This window comes from Sorangium sp. So ce385 (assembly GCF_051474135.1).
GTDB classification, from domain to species: domain Bacteria; phylum Myxococcota_A; class Polyangia; order Polyangiales; family Polyangiaceae; genus Sorangium; species Sorangium cellulosum_D.
Genome location: NZ_CP150337.1, coordinates 3,848,110 through 3,863,987 on the forward strand (window position 1 = coordinate 3,848,110; position 15,878 = coordinate 3,863,987).

General features: G+C 72.3%; 8 protein-coding genes. 4 read left to right on the top strand and 4 right to left on the bottom strand.

What is annotated here, in order from left to right; translation table 11 throughout:
- Positions 1-26: 26 nt before the first annotated feature.
- The 3 genes from WME83_RS14315 to WME83_RS14325 all read right to left on the bottom strand — a co-directional run bounded on the left by WME83_RS14315 (position 27) and on the right by WME83_RS14325 (position 5,066).
- Complete coding sequence (locus WME83_RS14315; protein ID WP_437319842.1) at positions 27-2,000, bottom strand: carbamoyltransferase N-terminal domain-containing protein; 1,974 nt, start codon at positions 1,998-2,000, stop codon at positions 27-29.
- 140 nt (positions 2,001-2,140) lie between these two features.
- On the bottom strand, positions 2,141-3,202 hold the full coding sequence (locus WME83_RS14320) for a sigma 54-interacting transcriptional regulator (protein ID WP_437319843.1): 1,062 nt from the start codon (positions 3,200-3,202) through the stop codon (positions 2,141-2,143).
- 319 nt (positions 3,203-3,521) lie between these two features.
- Complete coding sequence (locus WME83_RS14325; protein ID WP_437319844.1) at positions 3,522-5,066, bottom strand: RecQ family ATP-dependent DNA helicase; 1,545 nt, start codon at positions 5,064-5,066, stop codon at positions 3,522-3,524.
- A 449-nt stretch (positions 5,067-5,515) separates the two neighbouring features.
- Here WME83_RS14325 and treY point away from each other — a divergent pair, with 449 nt between their 5' ends.
- From treY to WME83_RS14345, 4 genes are all read left to right on the top strand, one after another.
- Entirely contained in the window at positions 5,516-8,722 is a 3,207-nt protein-coding gene (gene treY, locus WME83_RS14330; RefSeq protein WP_437319845.1) for a malto-oligosyltrehalose synthase, read from the top strand.
- A 1-nt stretch (position 8,723) separates the two neighbouring features.
- Positions 8,724-10,553, top strand: coding sequence for a malto-oligosyltrehalose trehalohydrolase (gene treZ, locus WME83_RS14335; RefSeq protein WP_437319846.1), 1,830 nt, complete (start codon positions 8,724-8,726; stop codon positions 10,551-10,553).
- Positions 10,554-10,725: 172 nt separating this feature from the next.
- Positions 10,726-11,526 carry a tRNA (N6-threonylcarbamoyladenosine(37)-N6)-methyltransferase TrmO gene (gene tsaA / locus WME83_RS14340; RefSeq protein ID WP_437319847.1) on the top strand — a complete coding sequence of 267 codons (801 nt, stop codon included), beginning with the start codon at positions 10,726-10,728 and terminating at the stop codon, positions 11,524-11,526.
- Positions 11,527-11,926: 400 nt separating this feature from the next.
- Positions 11,927-15,022 carry a PAS domain S-box protein gene (locus tag WME83_RS14345; RefSeq protein WP_437319848.1) on the top strand — a complete coding sequence of 1,032 codons (3,096 nt, stop codon included), beginning with the start codon at positions 11,927-11,929 and terminating at the stop codon, positions 15,020-15,022.
- A 33-nt stretch (positions 15,023-15,055) separates the two neighbouring features.
- On the opposite strand, the gene WME83_RS14350 is transcribed toward WME83_RS14345, so the two are convergent.
- The gene (locus WME83_RS14350; RefSeq protein ID WP_437319849.1) at positions 15,056-15,820 is read right to left on the bottom strand and encodes a glucose 1-dehydrogenase; all 765 of its coding nucleotides are present in this window, start codon (positions 15,818-15,820) and stop codon (positions 15,056-15,058) included.
- Positions 15,821-15,878: the final 58 nt, after the last annotated feature.

The following is a 15,878-nucleotide window of genomic DNA, read 5'->3' on the forward strand; positions in this document are numbered from 1 at the left end:
CGCGCCTCATGCGCGCCACGCGCGCCTCACGCGCGCTCGGCCGGCGCGAGCCGGATGAGCCGCTCCGTCCAGAGGGCCCAGAGCTCGCCCGCGACCTCGGCCCCCGCGCCGCCGTGCAGCGCCGCGACGGGCCGGCTCCCGTCGGTCTTCGCCAGCACGTCGTACGCAGCTCGCGAGATCTTGCGGCGGAGCCCGCGGTCGTAGCTCGTCCGCAGCTCCCACGCGTCGCCCGGGCGCGCGCCGTCGTGCCACCCGCGCGTGCGGACCACCTGGGTCGAGCGCGGGAGCGACACGGCCATGCCGAGCCTGTCCTCGACCGACGCGCTCTTCTTGCGGACGAGCACGTCGTCCACGAAGGCGGCTTCGAGGCCGCTCGTGAGGAGCAGCGCGACGACATCGTCGACGGTCTCGGCCGGCGGCTCCGCGCCGTCGTCGAGCGACGTCACCAGCAGCGCGCCGACCCCGGAGCGCTCCTTGAACGCGCCGAGCAGCGCGAACAGCCGGGGATCCGCCTCCTCGAGGACCACCCGCGCGCGGACCGTGCCGCCTTCGTGCAGCGCCGCGGCGAGCGCCGCCGTGCGCTCGCGCCGGACGCGGAGGGCGAAGCTCTTCCAGCAGAGCTGCTCCGCCGGGCACGGCAGCATCAGGCACTCGGCCGCGTCCTCGGCGAGCATCGCGACCGAGATCGGCCGGTGCGGCGCGCGCCGCTTCATCTCGTTCAGCGCCGCCCGCCGCCGCTCGTCCCGCGGGTCCGCGACGATCACCCGGCGCCCGAGCGCCACGAGCCCCATCTCGGAGCGGCCGTTCGCCCACCCGACGGCGGCGCCGCCGTCGATGAGCGCGGCGGCCTCGCGGGCCGGCGCGGCGCTGCGCTCCGCCGTCACGAAGGCGCCCCAGCGGCGCAGCGCGGGGAGCACCGCGTCGGCGGTGCCGAGGTCCGTCCCCCAGGCCACGTGATCGAGCGCGGCGCGGCGCGGCGGCGCGTCGGCCGCGTAGAGCGCGGCCCCGAGGGCGCAGCCGGCGTCGTGCGCGGCGGGCTGGACGAACACCTCGTCGAACAGGCCGCTCGCGAGGACGCGGGAGTTGACGGCGCAGATCTGCGCGCCCCCTCCGGCCAGGCACAGCCGCCGGACGCCGCTCGCGGTCCGGTGGTGGCGCAGCACGTGGAGCACGATCTCGGAGAGCGCCTCTTCGAGCGCGGCGATCACGTCCTTGTGCGCCTGCTCGACCGGCTCGCCGCGCAGCCTGCCCGGCGCCTTCGAGACCACGGCGGCGAGGTGCTGGAACGCGAGGTCGTAGTCGCCGTCCGGAAGGAGCGTGTACACCTCGCGCATCGCGGCGCGGTGCACGGCCGGGTCGCCGTGCGGGGCGAGCTCCATCGCCTCGGCCTCCTCGAACGGGCTGTACCCGAGCGCTCGGATCGCGCGGTGGCACAGCTCGCCGAGCGACTTCTGCGGCGGGAAGGCCGCGAGCTCCGTGAGGCACGACCGGGCGCCGCGGGCCGATGTCCCGGTGAAGACCCCGCCCTCGTTGTCGATGACGTAGACGAGCGACTGGTCGAAGCCCGACATCGCCGCCGCGCTCACCGCGTGCGTCAGCCGGTGCGGCACGAAGACGATCCGCTCCGGATCGATCGCGCACTTCATCTCTCGCTGGATGGCCGCCTGGAGCAGGCCGCGCGCGTCGGGGACGCCGGCGAGCTCGGGGAACGCCGCGCGCAGGCGCCCGACGAGGAAATTGGCCGTCTCCTCGCTCGAGTAATACGCGATCCGGTCCACGTCCTTCAGGGCGACGCCCCGCTGCCGCAGGCAGGCCCGCAGCGCGTCGAACGGGAACTTGTTCGTCCGGCGGACGCGGTTCAGCCGCTCTTCCTCGATCGCGGCCACCACCTGCCCGTCCTCGACCAGCACGGCCGCCGCGTCGTACGTGAAGTACTGCGGCGCGTCGTAACGGCAGTCGTAGACGGGATCCAAGCCTCCGGCGAGGCCCAGAGTCAGCATGCGCTCCTCCATCCTTCGGTTGGGACGTTCGCCGTCCTGTTCGTCGATTTCGTCCCTGTTTTCGTCCCTACGGCAAAGGCTGTACCAGCGAGCCGTGCGGACGTTTCGGCGGGCGGCATCGGGCGAGCGCGATCGTTTTGTTAGAACTCTTTAAGAAGCCGGAGAAACGTGGAGCGATAGGGGGCGAGCGAGGCGCGGATCTTCTCCGAGGTGCGCTCGAGGCTGTCGGCGCTCTGGAGGTCCTTCGGCTTGATGCCGAGCTTTGCCAGGCGGCTGTAAACGTACGGTAACGAGCGGTTCATCCTCCGCGACAGCTCGCGCGCGCTCCTCGTCTCCCTCGCGCACTTCAAGAACAGGAGATCGTCGAGCTTCTCGATCTCTTGCGGTTGAATCTGCGGGGCCGCGGCGGCGTCGTCCGCGAGCTCGCCCTGCTGGGCCAGGAGGTCGAGCGCGCACGCGGCCCGCCAGTTCTCCTCGACGGTCCGCTCCGGGTCTCGCACGAGGAAGTACCGCTCGACGGCGTTGCGGAGCTCGCGGACATTGCCCCTGTAAACACCGCTGCTCGCGAGCTCGCCCAGGGCGCTCACCTCGCGCGCGGAGGCGGCCGCGCGGTAGCGCTCGCTCATCTCCAGGGCGAGCACCCGCGTGAGGCCGCGCAGATCGTCCCTGCTCGGCGGCGGCACGACGATCGTGAACACGCTGAGCCGGAAGAAGAGGTCGGACCGGAACGTCGTGTCGAGGCCGGCGGCGAGGTCGCGGTTCGTGGCCGCGAGGATGCGGACGTCCACGCTCTTCTCCTCGCAGCCGCCCACGGGCCAGAACGAGCCGTCCGCGAGGAAGCGGAGGAGCTTCGCCTGCGCCTCCGTCGGCAGCTCGCCGATCTCGTCGAGGAACAGGCTGCCCCCGGAGGCGAGCTCCACGACGCCGCGCTTCGAGGCCGTCGCCCCCGTGTAGGCGCCGCGCACGTGGCCGAACAGCTCGCTCTCGAAGAGCGTCTGCGTCAGCGCCGCGCAGTTGACCGTGATGAGCCGGTGCTTCGAGCGCCTGCTGTGCTGGTGGATGTCGCGCGCGAGGATGTCCTTCCCCGCTCCGGTCGGCCCGACGATGAGGACCGAGCAGTCTGCGGACGCGGCCTGCTTCGCGTACTGAAGGGCCCTGCGCCGCGCGTCTGAGTGCGCGACGAATCTCCAAGAGCTGGTCATCAATGCATCTCCTGATTCTGTAGGACGAACGCTGCTTGTCTGGCGCCGCCCGCACGGGCGGGGCCATTGCAAACATATCGCAGCTCGCCTAGCGCCCTCGGCCTCTCACCGGGCGAGGGGGCGCGGCCGGACACCGCTACAGGAAACTTCTCGACACGGAGGTCGCGGGCGCCGGCGCCGGGGCGCCGAGCGGCGCGTCATCGCATCTGGGAGGAGGGGAGAGGGGAGAGGAGGGGAGAGGGGAGAGAAGGGGAGAGCGGAGGCGAGGCCCCGCGCGCGGCGCCGCGAGGGCCTCCGCGGCGCCGCGGCGGCCGAGGGCTCAGGGCGTGGCGGAGGCCGTCAGGCGGTCGACGACGGCGCGGTTCGAGTCGGCCGTGTGCCGGCAGTTGTCGCAGCGGCCGCAGTCGGGCGCGCCCTCGCCGGCCGCGGCCTCGCCGGGCTCCTCGAAATAGGCCTTCAGGGCCGCCATCCGGCACGACGGGCTCTCGGCGTAGCGCATCACCGCCTCGAGCCGCTCGCGGTCGCCCGCGCGCCGCTCTTCATAGGCCTTGAGGAACGCGTCGAGCTCCGCCTCGTCGGCGAAGTCGCGCAGCCGGCGCACGCCGCGGCTCCTGTCCACGATGCCGGCGGCCTCGAGCAGCGCCACCACGACCTTCACCTTGCGCTCGGGCAGGTCCGCGACCTCCGCCAGCGCCTTCACCGGCACCCCCGCCCGCCGCTTGCCCTCGGCCCGCTGCGCCTCGAGGCGGCCGAGGGTCTCGTAGACTCGGTAGCTCTCGTCGGGGCGCGGGTACTTGCCCCCGAGGAAGAACGCCTGAATGCGCCGGTCCTCCACGCGGTACAGCAGGACGCCGCGGGCCGGGCTGCCGTCGCGCCCGGCGCGCCCGGCCTCCTGATAATAGCTCTCCAGCGAGTCGGGGAAGTGGTAGTGGACGACGTAGCGGATATCGGGCTTGTCGATGCCGAGGCCGAACGCCTTCGTGGCGACGATGAGGCGGTACTCGTCGCCCATGAACCGCTGCTGGGCCTCCTCCCGCTCCCTCGGGCGCATCTGCCCGTGGTAGCGGCCCACCGAGATCCCTTGATCCGCGAGCCACCGGTGGAGATCGTTCGCGGTCCGGACCGTCGCCGTGTACGCGATCCCGACGCCGCGCTCCTCCTCGAGGAGGCGCAGGAGCCGCTCGCGCTTCTTCTCCTCGTTCGGCGTGCGGATCACCTCCAGCGACAGTTGCGGGCGGTCGATGCCGGTGTTCACGACCGTCGCGGCCCGCATGCCGAGCTGCTCCACGATGTCGCTCGCCACCTCGGGCGTCGCCGTCGCCGTGAGGGCCAGCACCGGCGGGCGCCCGAGCGCGGCGATCGCGTCGCGGAGCCCGAGGTACGCAGGCCGGAAGTCGTGGCCCCACTGCGAGACGCAGTGCGCCTCGTCGACCACGAAGAGCGACACGCCCGAGCGCCGGAGCAGGTCGATGTACTCCGGGTTCTCGAGCCGCTCCGGCGTCACGTAGACGAGCGGGAGATCGCCGCTCTGGATCCCCTGGGCGGCCTCCCGCTCCTCGGCCGTGGTCAGCGTGGAGTTGAGCTTTGCAGCAGGGATGTCCGCCTGCGCCAGCTTCTCCTGCTGATCCTGCATCAGCGAGATGAGCGGCGAGACGATCACGGCCGGGCGCGGCAGGAGGAGCGCTGGCAGCTGATAGCAGAGCGATTTGCCCGCCCCCGTCGGCAGGAGCCCGAGGGCGTCTCGCCCGGCGAGCACCGCCTCGATGAGCTCACGCTGGCCCGGCCGGAAGGTCTTCACGCCGAACCGCTCGCGCGCCATGTGCCGGATCTCTTGCCAGCTCGGCGCGCCACGCCGTTGTTCCATTCGCGCGAGCATGGCGCGCTCGCGCGGGGCGCGCCATGCTCGCGCGCCTTCGAGGGCCTCTCGGCGCGGCGCTGCGGGGCCAGTGAGGGCGTCCATCGGGGCAAAACGTCACTGAGACGAAAAGCCACACATCGGCTGGAGCGCTCCGCGCCGGCGCACCGGAATGAAGACCTGTCATGACGGAGAGGAGCGGACGCGAATCGAGCTCGAGGACGGCCGCGCCGCCGGCCCCGCCGCACGCGCGCCGCGACGGCGCGCCAGGGAATGGTGCCTTGGGCTCAGCGCGGGTCCGGGCGGCGACGGGCGCGCCTCTGCTGCCATTCCCTAGTTGCCTCAGGTAATCCCTTCATCGGCCAATCCGGAGCCGCCGGAGCGCGCGGCGATCCTGACAGATCCACCCTGCACGAGGCCTTGTTCGAAGTAGATTCTGCGCCGGAGGCACACGACGAATGACGGAAGCGTCGGACGATCAGAAGATGAGCAGCCAGGCAGACGGCGCCGCGCGGGAGGCGGCGCGGCTCGTCGAGGCGGCGTGCGACGGCGTGGCGCCGCGGCTGCCGCGCGCCACGTACCGCGTGCAGCTCAACAAGGACTTCACCTTCGAGCAGGCCCGGCGCGTGGTCGCCTACCTCGACGCGCTCGGCGTCAGCGATCTCTACTCGTCGCCCTTCTTCAAGGCGCGCCCGGAGAGCCTGCACGGCTACGACCTCGTCGATCACAACGCGCTGAACCCCGCGATCGGCGGCCGCGACGACCTCGACCGGCTCACGGGCGAGCTCGCGGCGCACGGCATGGGGCTCCTGCTCGACTTCGTGCCCAACCACATGGGCGTCGGCACCTCCGACAACGCCTGGTGGAACGACGTCCTCGAGAACGGCCCGAGCTCGCTCTACGCGCCGTTCTTCGACATCGACTGGGCGCCGCTCAAGACGGAGCTCAAGCAGAAGGTATTGCTCCCCGTGCTCGGCGACCACTACGGGCGCGTGCTCGAGCGCGGCGAGCTCAAGATCGAGTTCGAGAACGGCGCGTTCGTCCTCCGGTACTTCGATCACGTCTTCCCGGTGAACCCGCGGACGTACGGGATGGTCATCGGGCCGCTCGTGCCCAGCCTGGCCGCGGCGCTCGGCGAGGAGCACGACGCGCTCCTCGAGCTCCAGAGCATCCTGACCGGGCTCCGCAACCTGCCGCCGCGGACGGAGACCCAGCGGGCCAAGGTGATCGAGCGGCGGCGCGAGAAGGAGGTCCTCAAGCGGCGGCTCGCGACGCTCGTCGCGGACGCGCCCGACGTCGCGGCGGCGGTGGCGGAGGGCGTCGAGCGCATCAACGGCAAGGCGGACGATCCGCGGAGCTTCGACCCGCTCGAGGCGCTGCTCGAGGAGCAGGCCTACCGGCTGAGCTTCTGGCGCACCGCCGCCGAGGAGATCAACTACCGCCGGTTCTTCGACATCAACGAGCTCGCGGCGATCAGGATGGAGCACCGGCCGGTCTTCACCGAGGCGCACCGGCTCGTCTTCGAGCTCTGCGAGCGCGGCCAGGTCACCGGCCTGCGCATCGATCACCCCGACGGCCTCTGGGACCCGATCGGCTACTTCGAGGACCTGCAGCGGGGCTACCTGGTCGAGCGCTGCCGGCGCCGCTTCCTCGCCGACGCCGCGGGCGAGCCGGAGCCGCGGAGCCTCGACGACGCGCGCCGGAGGCCGCCGGCCGCCGCCCGCTTCGCCAAGCTGGAGCCGGCGCTCCGCGCGGCCCTCGAGGAGCGCGTGGGCGCCGGGGCGGCGCACGGCGCGCAAGGCTCGTCGATCGAGCGGCCGATGTACGTCGTCGTCGAGAAGATCCTCGCCCGCGGCGAGACGCTGCCCGAGGCGTGGCCCATCCACGGGACGAGCGGCTACGACTTCACGGCGGCGGTGGGCGAGCTCTTCGTCGACTCCTCGAGCGAGGCGTCGATGACCGCGATCTACGAGCGGTTCATCGGCGATCGGCTGGAGTTCGAGACGCTCGTCTACGAGAAGAAGAAGGTGATCCTGCGGACGGCGCTGGCGAGCGAGCTCAACGTGCTCACGCACGCGTTGAACCGGCTCACCGAGCGCGACCGCCGCTTCCGCGACTTCACCCTGGGCTCGCTCAACGACGCCCTGCGCGAGGTGATCGCGTGCTTCCCGGTCTACCGCACGTACGTCAACGAGCGGACGCCGACGATCTCGGACCACGACCGGGTCGCGATCGGCCGCGCGATCGCCCTCGCGCGCCGGCGCAACCCGACGATGGAGGCGACGATCTTCACGTTCCTGCGCTCGGTCCTGATGCTCGACCCGGACCTGTCGCGCGACGGCGACCGGCGCCCCTTCTGCGAGTTCGTGATGAAGTTCCAGCAGCTCACCGGCCCGGTGATGGCCAAGGGGCTCGAGGACACGTCGTTCTACATCTACAACCGGCTCGTGTCGCTCAACGAGGTCGGCGGCGAGCCCGAGCGCTACGGCGCGAGCGTGCTCGCGTTCCACCGCGCCAACGTGCAGCGGCAGAAGACGTGGCCGTACTCGATGCTCGCGACGTCGACGCACGACACGAAGCGGAGCGAGGACGTGCGCGCGCGCATCAGCGTGCTCTCGGAGATCCCGTCCGCCTGGGAGGAGGCGCTCCAGCGCGCCGCCGCCGCCGCCGCGCCGCTCAAGGCCGAGATCGAGGGTCGCCTCGCGCCGGACAGCAACGAGGAGTACCTCTTCTACCAGACGCTCCTCGGGAGCCTGCCGATCGAGCCGCTCCTCGGCGCCTCCACCGGCCCGCGGGCGCCCGAGGGCGACGCGCTCTCGGCCTACACGGATCGCCTCGTGGACTACATGCGCAAGGCCACGAAGGAGGCGAAGGTCAACACGTCCTGGATCGACGCGCAGCCCGAGTACGACGCCGCCGTCGAGGCGTTCGTGCGCAAGGCGATCGCGTCCGCGGACGTCGTGGGCGCGCTCCTGCCGCTCGCGCGCGTGGTCGCCTACCACGGCATGTGGGGCTCGCTCTCGCAGGCGCTCCTGAAGCTCACGTCGCCGGGCGTGCCGGACATCTACCAGGGCAACGAGGTGTGGGACTTCAGCCTTGTCGACCCCGACAACCGCCGCGCGGTCGACTACGCGTCGCGCGAGAAGGCGCTCGCGGAGATCCGCGCGCGGTGGAACGGCGGCGACCTCACGCTCGCGCGCGAGCTCTGCGCCGAGGCGCGCGACGGCCGCATCAAGCTCTTCGTCACGCACGTGGCGCTCGAGCTGCGCCGGCGGCACCCGGCGCTCTTCGGGGCCGACGGGGCCTACGCCCCGCGCGCCGTGATCGGCGAGCGCGAGACGCACGTCGTCGCCTTCGCGCGCCGCGACCCGAAGGACGGGCGCTCGGCGGTCGTGATCGCGCCCCGGTTCAGCGCGCGGCTGCTCGGCGGCGCCTCTGCCCCGCCGACGGGGAAGGTGTGGGCGGGGACCTTCGTCGACGTGGAGCCCGGCCTCTACACGGATCTCTTCACCGGCGCCGAGATCGAGGCGTCGCCTTCCGCTTCCTTGCCGCGCGATGCCGTCGCGACGTCCGAGCCCAAGGACGGCGCGGTGCTCCCGCTCGACCGCGTGCTCTCCGATTTTCCCGTCGCCCTGCTCGTGCGGGCGACCCAGCGAGGTCAGTGACATGAAGGCGATTCGCACGATGGGCGCATGGCTCGAGGGCGGCGCGGTCCGCTTCCGGGTCTGGGCGCCCGACCACGATCGGATCGAGATCGTCACCTACGGCAAGGACGGCGAGGAGATCACGGGCGCGCTGCCCGCGACCCCCACCGGCGGCGGCTACTTCGAGGCGACGGCGCCGGGCCTCGGGGCGGGCGCGCTCTACAAGGTGCGCATCGACGGGGAGGGGCCGTTCCCGGACCCCTACGCCCGCGCGCAGCCGTTCGGCGTGCACGGCCCGTCGGCGGTCGACGACCCCTCGTTCGCGTGGACCGACGCGGGGTGGAAGGGCGTCGCGCTCGAGGATCTCGTCCTCTACGAGGTGCACGTCGGCACGGCGACGCCGGAGGGCACGTTCGACGCGCTCATCGGGCGGCTCGCCGACCTGCGGGAGCTCGGGATCACCGCCCTCGAGCTCATGCCGGTCGCGAGCTTCCCGGGCGAACGCGGGTGGGGGTACGACGGGGTCGATCTCTTCGCCCCGGCCGCGGCCTACGGCGGCCCGGAGGGCCTCCGCCGCCTGGTCGACGCGGCCCACGCCGCGGGCCTCGGGGTGATCCTCGACTGCGTCTACAACCACTTCGGCCCCGACGGGAACTACCTCCGCGCCTACACGAAGCGCTACTTCACCGATCGCCACAAGACGCCCTGGGGCGACGCGGTGAACTACGACGGCGAGGGCGCGGAGCAGGTGCGCGCGCTCGCCATCGCGAACGCCGAGATGTGGATCCGCGACTTCCACATCGACGGCCTCCGCCTCGACGCGACGCACGCGATCCTGGACGACACCGAGCCCCACATCCTCCGGGAGATCGCCGAGCGCGCCCGCGCGGCCGGCGAGGGGCGGCGCGTCGTGGTGATCGCCGAGGACAGCATGAACGACACGCGCCTCGTGACGCCCGTCGAGCAGGGCGGGTACGGCCTCGACGGCGTGTGGGCCGACGACTTCCACCACGAGCTCCGCGTGCTCTTCGCCGGGGATCGCGACGGCTACTTCGAGGATCACCGGGGCACGGCCGAGGACATCGCCGCGACGATCCGCAAGGGGTGGCTCTACGAGGGGCAGGTCTCGAAGCACTCGGGCAAGCCGCGCGGGACGCCCGCCGCGCCGGTGCCGCCGCCGCGGTTCGTGCACTGCATCCAGAACCACGATCAGATCGGCAACCGCGCGGTCGGCGACCGGCTCGGCGACAAGGTGAGCCCGGCGGCCTTCCGGACGATGTCGGCGCTGCTGCTGCTCACGCCGTACACGCCGCTCCTGTTCATGGGTCAGGAGTGGAACGCGCGGACGCCGTTCCAGTACTTCACCGATCACAACGAAGAGCTCGGCCGGCTCGTCACCGAGGGCCGCCGGCGCGAGTTCCAGTACTTCACGTCGTTCGGCGGCGCGGAGGTGCCGGATCCGCAGGATCCGCGGACGTTCCAGCGCTCGAAGCTCGACTGGACCGAGCGGCAGCGGCCGGAGCACGCCGGCGTGCTCGCCTGGTACCGCGAGCTCCTCGGCCTGCGCGCGTCGCACCCCGCGCTGCGGAGCCGCGCGCGCGACGCGTTCTCGGTCGAGGCGCCCTCCCCGGACGCGGTCCGGATCGAGCGCCGCGGCGGCGAGACCGCCGTGGTCGCGCTCGTCGCGCTCCGCGGCGCGCTCGCCCTGGACCTCGGCCGCCCGGAGGCGCGGGTGCTCGCGTTCAGCGAGGAGCCGCGGTTCGGCGGCGCGGCGCAGCGGGCGCCGATCGAGCGCGGCCGGGCGGCGTTCGAGGGCCCGGCGGTCCTGATCGTCGAGGTCCCGCTCCGGTGACCCCTGGGACGTCGATCGCGTCGATCGACCGAGAGATGAACCGCCAAGGACGCCAAGGACGCCAAGGACGCCAAGAAGAGGACACGATCCTGGCGTCTTTGGCGCCGTGGCGGTTCCAGGTCCTGCTCTTTCGAGCGGTTTCGACGCGTTTGTCGTCCTAGATTCGGGCGCGATGCTGAAGCCCGTCACGTTCACGCCCATCGGCGTGGTGCGCACCCCGTTCCCCGACCGCGTGAGCGCGCCGCGGCAGCCGCACGCCGCGGGCGAGGCGGAGGGCACGATCGAGCTCGTGCCTGGCCGCGGCCTGGAGCACGCGCTCTGCGACATCGAGGGGTGGGACTACCTCTGGGTGGTCTTCTGGTTCCACCTCAACGAGGGCTGGCGCCCGAAGGTCCTGCCGCCGCGGAGCGCCGGCAAGCGGCGCGGCGTGCTGTCGACGCGCTCGCCGCACCGCCCGAACCCGATCGGCCTCAGCGTGGTCAAGCTCCTCGGGGTGGACGGCCTCACCTTGCGCGTGAGCGGCGTGGACATGATCGACGGCACCCCGGTGCTCGATCTGAAGCCGTACGTGCCCTACGCCGACGCCTACCCGCACGCGCGCACCGGCTGGGTCGCGCCGCTCGCGCCGGGCGAGGCGCCGGCGGATCCGGAGCCGGGCTTCGAGGTGGTCTGGAGCGAGCGGGCGGCCGAGCAGGCCGCCTGGCTCGACGCGACGCACGGGGTCGCGCTGCGGGAGCGGGTGGACCGCGCGCTCGCGCTCGGCCCGCAGCCGCACCCTTACCGGAGGATCCGCGCCGACGGGGACGCGATGCGGCTCGCGGTGACCTCGTGGCGGGTGCGGTTCAGGGCCGAGGGGCGGCGGATCGAGGTGCTGTCGGTGGCGACCGGCTACCGCGAGAAGGAGCTCTGGAGCGGAGACGCGCCCGAGCTCGCCGCGCACCGGCAGTTCGTGGAGCGGTTCGGACGCGGCTAGAGCACCGATCCGCTTGAAACGCCCGAGAATGAAGAGATTCGAACCACAGAGACACAGAGGGCACAGAGGGGAGAGAAGAAATAGAAATTTATATTTCTGTGCCCTCTGTGCCCTCTGTGCCTCTGTGGTTTAATGTCTCGGGGTTTCGACCCGTTCGGTGTCCTAGGGCTCGCTCGCGACCGACAGGTCGTTCGGTTGGTGGCATGCCGGGAACTCCGCATCAGCGGTGCGTCTCAGGCCCTTGCGGAACGAGCTGAGCGCAGACAAAGCGTCCACGGCGTTTCGCTCGCCACGCCGGGCGGAATCGCTCGACGCGAATCGAATGAGTGTGATCTCCACGAAGCAGGGGCGCAGGGCTGAGCCGCGGAGGGCTGAGCCGCGGGGGGCCGAGCCGCGCGGGATGGATCCGCACTTCCGTCTGCTCGCCGAGAGCCTCCCGCAGCTGGTCTGGGTCGCCGGCAGCGACGGCTCGTGCGATTACGTCAACGGCCGCTTTCGCGAGTACACCGGCTCGGCTGCGGACCAGGTGACGCGCCTGGGCCTGGCGGCCGTCATCCATCCGGAGGATGCGGTGCGCTGCAACGCGGCGTGGCGGGCGGCCGTCGAGCGGGGCGCGGCCCTCGAGCTGGAGTTCCGCGTGCGGCGGCATGACGGCGCCTACCGCTGGTTCCGCGGCCGGGCCGAGCCCGTCCTCGAGGATGCGGGCGGCCGGGCGGGCCGCTGGCTCGGCACGGCGGCCGACATCGACGAGCGGGCGCGAGGAGAGGGCGCGCCGCGCGGGCAGAGCGAGGCCGAGCAGCATCCCGGGTCGACCCTCCTGCATCAGGCCGGCGAGGAGCGCCTGCGCGAGAGCGAGGAGCGACTGCGGCTGGCCCTCGAGGGCGGCCAGCTCGGCGTCTGGGAGCTGGATGTGCCGAGCGGGGGCCTCTTCTGGTCGGAAAAGGCGTGTGAGTGCGCGGGCATCGACGCGGCGCAGTTCGGCGGCACCCTCGACGATTTCGCGCGGCTCCTGCACCCCGACGACCGGGACGAGGTCTGGGCGCGCTTCGACAGCGCGCTGCGCGGCGAGGCGGACTGCTCCGCCGAGTTCCGCATCCTCCATCCCGACGGGCAGGTGCGCTGGGTGCACAGCCGCGCGCTGGTGCAGCGGGATCGCGATGCGCGCCCGCGCCGGCTCGTGGGCGTGGTCGGGGACATCACCCCCCGGAAGCTCTCGGAGCTGGCCCTCCGGGAGAGCGAGGAGCGCTTCCGCAACATGGCCGATCAGTCGCCCGTGATGATCTGGATGACGGGCTCCGACGGCCGCGCCACGTACGGCAACCGGTGGTGGACCGAGTTCTCGGGCCAGGACGCGTCGACCTACCTCGGCTTCGGCTGGCTCGACGCGATCCACCCCGAGGATCGCCCGGCCACGTTCGAGGTCTTCCGGCGGGCGGAGGCGCGGCGCGAGCCCTTCCGGGTGGATTACCGCCTGCTCCGGCGCGACGGCGAGTACCGCTGGTGCATCGCGTCGGGCTCGCCGCGGCTCGGCCCGGACGGCGAGTTCCTCGGCTACGTCGGCTCGGTCATCGACATCACCGAGCGCAAGCAGGCCGAGCTCCTGCTCCAGGAGAGCGAGGAGCGGTTCCGTCGCGCCGTGATGGCGGTCCCGTTCCCGGTCATGATTCATGCCGACGACGGCCAGGTCGTCAGCGTCAACCCCGCGTGGACCGACATCACCGGCTACGCCAGCCAGGAGATCCCCACCGTCGTCGACTGGCTCGACCGGGCGCATCCGGCCCAGAAGGACGCCATCTATTCCGGGATCAAGGCCCTGTACGCGCTGGAGGGCGCCTCCGCCGGCGAGATCGAGGCCGCGGTCACCACGGCGCACGGCGAGCAGCGCACGTGGCTCTTCCGCGGGGCGCCGCTGGGCAAGGACGCGGCGGGCAGGCGGCTCGTCATCAGCATCGCCCACGACATCACCGAGAGGAAGCAGGTCGACGACAGGGTCCGGAAGAGCGAGGCGAAGTTCCGGACGCTCGCCGACGCCATGCCGCAGATCGCCTGGACGGCGCGTCCGGACGGCAGCGTCGATTACTACAACCGCAGGTGGTACGAGATCTGCGGCCTGAGCGAGGACGAGGTGACCGGCGACAGCTGGGTCTCCTTCGTGCACCCGGACGATCGCCCGAGGTGCATGGACAGCTGGCGCCGCTCGGTCCTGTCCGGCGAGCCGTTCGACATCGAATACCGCTTCTGGGTCCTCGCTGCCCGCGAGCACCGCTGGTACCTGGGCCGCGCGGTGCCGGTGCGCGGGCCGTCGGGCGAGGTCGTGAAGTGGTATGGCACCTGCACGGACATCCACGATCGGAAGTGCGCCGAGGCCACGCTGAGGGAAGCGGACCAGCGCAAGAACGAGTTCCTGGCGATGCTCGCCCACGAGCTGCGCAACCCGCTCGGGCCCCTGCGCAACGCCGCCGAGATCCTGCGGCGGTCCGGGCCCCAGCAGCCGTCGACGGCGTGGGCGTGCGGCGTGCTCGAGCGGCAGGTCTCGCACATGGCCCGGCTGGTGGACGATCTCCTCGACGTCTCGCGCGTGGCGCGCGGCCGGATCGAGCTGCGCAAGCAGCGCTGCGACCTCGCACAGCTGCTCCGGCAGACCGCCGAGGACTACCGCAGCACGCTGGAGGCGAGGGGCCTCGGGCTCGCGCTGGAGATCCCGGCCGCGCCGCTGTGGGTCCACGGCGACCCGACCCGCCTGTCGCAGGCCATCGGCAATGTGCTGCACAACGCGAGCAAGTTCACCGAGGCCGGCGGACGGGTGACGGTCGCCCTGTCGGCGGCGCCGGAGAGCTCGGCCGCGATCCGCGTCCGCGACACGGGCATCGGCATGGATGCGGCGATGCTGGCGCGCGCGTTCGAGCCGTTCAGCCAGGCCGACTGCAGCCTGGACCGCAGCCAGGGCGGGCTCGGCCTCGGCCTCGCGCTGGTCAAGGGGCTCGTCGAGCTGCACGGCGGCGCGGCCTCGGCCGAGAGCGCGGGCATCGGCCGCGGGACGGAGGTGATCCTCCGCCTGCCGCTGGCGCGCGAGGTCGCGCCGATGGCCGAGAGCGCCGCGCCGGGCTCGGACCTCGCGGCGCGATCGCTGCGCATCCTGATCATCGAGGACAACGTCGACGCCGCGGAGACCCTGCAAGCGCTGCTCGCCATGGAGGGCCACCGGGTCGAGGTGGCCCTGTCCGGGCCCGCGGGCGTCGATGCGGCCCGCGCGTTCCTGCCGGAGGTCGTCCTGTGCGACATCGGCCTCCCCGGCGGGATGGATGGGTACGGCGTGGCGCGCGCCCTGACGCGGAGCCCGGGCACCTCCCCCTCGCTCATGATCGCGTTGACCGGCTACGGCCGGGAGGAAGATCGACGCCGGGCCCGAGAGGCCGGCTTCGCCATGCACCTCGTCAAGCCGATCGAGCCGAGCGCGCTGCAGGCCGTCCTCGCCTCGATCGCGGCGCGGGGGTGAGCGGAGGCGGGAGCGGGCCGCCTCGGCGATCGATCACCAGGCGGTCCACCCGCCGTCCACGGCCATCGCGTGCCCGTTGATGTACGTCGCGCGGTCGGAGAGGAGGAACGCGGCCGCCTCGGCCACCTCCTCGGGCGTCCCCAGGCGATCCATCGGCTCCAGGGCGAGCAGGGCCTTCTCGTCGATCAGGTTGCTCTTGATCGCGCTGTCGTACATCGGCGTCCGGATGGGCCCCGGGCACACCGAGTTCACGCGGATGCCGCGCTTCGCGTACTCGAGCGCCGTGCTCTTGGTCAGCCCGACCAGGCCGTGCTTCGAGGCCACGTACGCCGGGAGCGACCCGACGCCGGCCAGGCCCGCGACCGACGCGTTGTTCACGATGGCGCCGCCGCCCTGCTTCAGCATCTGGGCGAGCTCGTATTTCATGCAGAGGAACGCGCCCTTGAGGTTCACGGCGAGGGTGCGGTCCCAGTTCTCCTCGGTGCAGTCGGCCGTGGCCGCGATGGTCCCGTCGATGCCCGCGTTGTTGAAGGCCCCGTCGAGGCGGCCGTAGCGCTCGACCGCGCGCGCCACGATCGCCTCGGCGTCGCTCGCCCGCGTCACGTCGGCCCGGACGAAGACGGCGTCGCCGCCGCGCTCCTGGAGCCTCCGCGCCGTCGCCTCGCCGTGGTCCTCGTCGATGTCGGCGAGGACGAGCCGCGCTCCGTGACCCGCGAACACGAACGCGGACGCTTGTCCGATCCCCGAGCTCGCGCCCGTGATGGCGATGATCTTGTCCTCAAGCAAGCGTGCAGTCATAGGGCCCTCCTTGGCCGCACGCTAACCCCGTGACCTGACCGCAACAAGCCGACCACCT

Excerpts from the sequence above, each read along its gene's own strand:
- WME83_RS14315 (WP_437319842.1), bottom strand. The coding sequence starts at position 2,000 with ATGCTGACTCTGGGCCTCGCCGGAGGCTTGGATCCCGTCTACGACTGC.
- WME83_RS14320 (WP_437319843.1), bottom strand. The coding sequence starts at position 3,202 with ATGACCAGCTCTTGGAGATTCGTCGCGCACTCAGACGCGCGGCGCAGG.
- WME83_RS14325 (WP_437319844.1), bottom strand. The coding sequence starts at position 5,066 with ATGGAACAACGGCGTGGCGCGCCGAGCTGGCAAGAGATCCGGCACATG.
- treY (WP_437319845.1), top strand. The coding sequence starts at position 5,516 with ATGACGGAAGCGTCGGACGATCAGAAGATGAGCAGCCAGGCAGACGGC.
- treZ (WP_437319846.1), top strand. The coding sequence starts at position 8,724 with ATGAAGGCGATTCGCACGATGGGCGCATGGCTCGAGGGCGGCGCGGTC.
- tsaA (WP_437319847.1), top strand. The coding sequence starts at position 10,726 with ATGCTGAAGCCCGTCACGTTCACGCCCATCGGCGTGGTGCGCACCCCG.
- WME83_RS14345 (WP_437319848.1), top strand. The coding sequence starts at position 11,927 with ATGGATCCGCACTTCCGTCTGCTCGCCGAGAGCCTCCCGCAGCTGGTC.
- WME83_RS14350 (WP_437319849.1), bottom strand. The coding sequence starts at position 15,820 with ATGACTGCACGCTTGCTTGAGGACAAGATCATCGCCATCACGGGCGCG.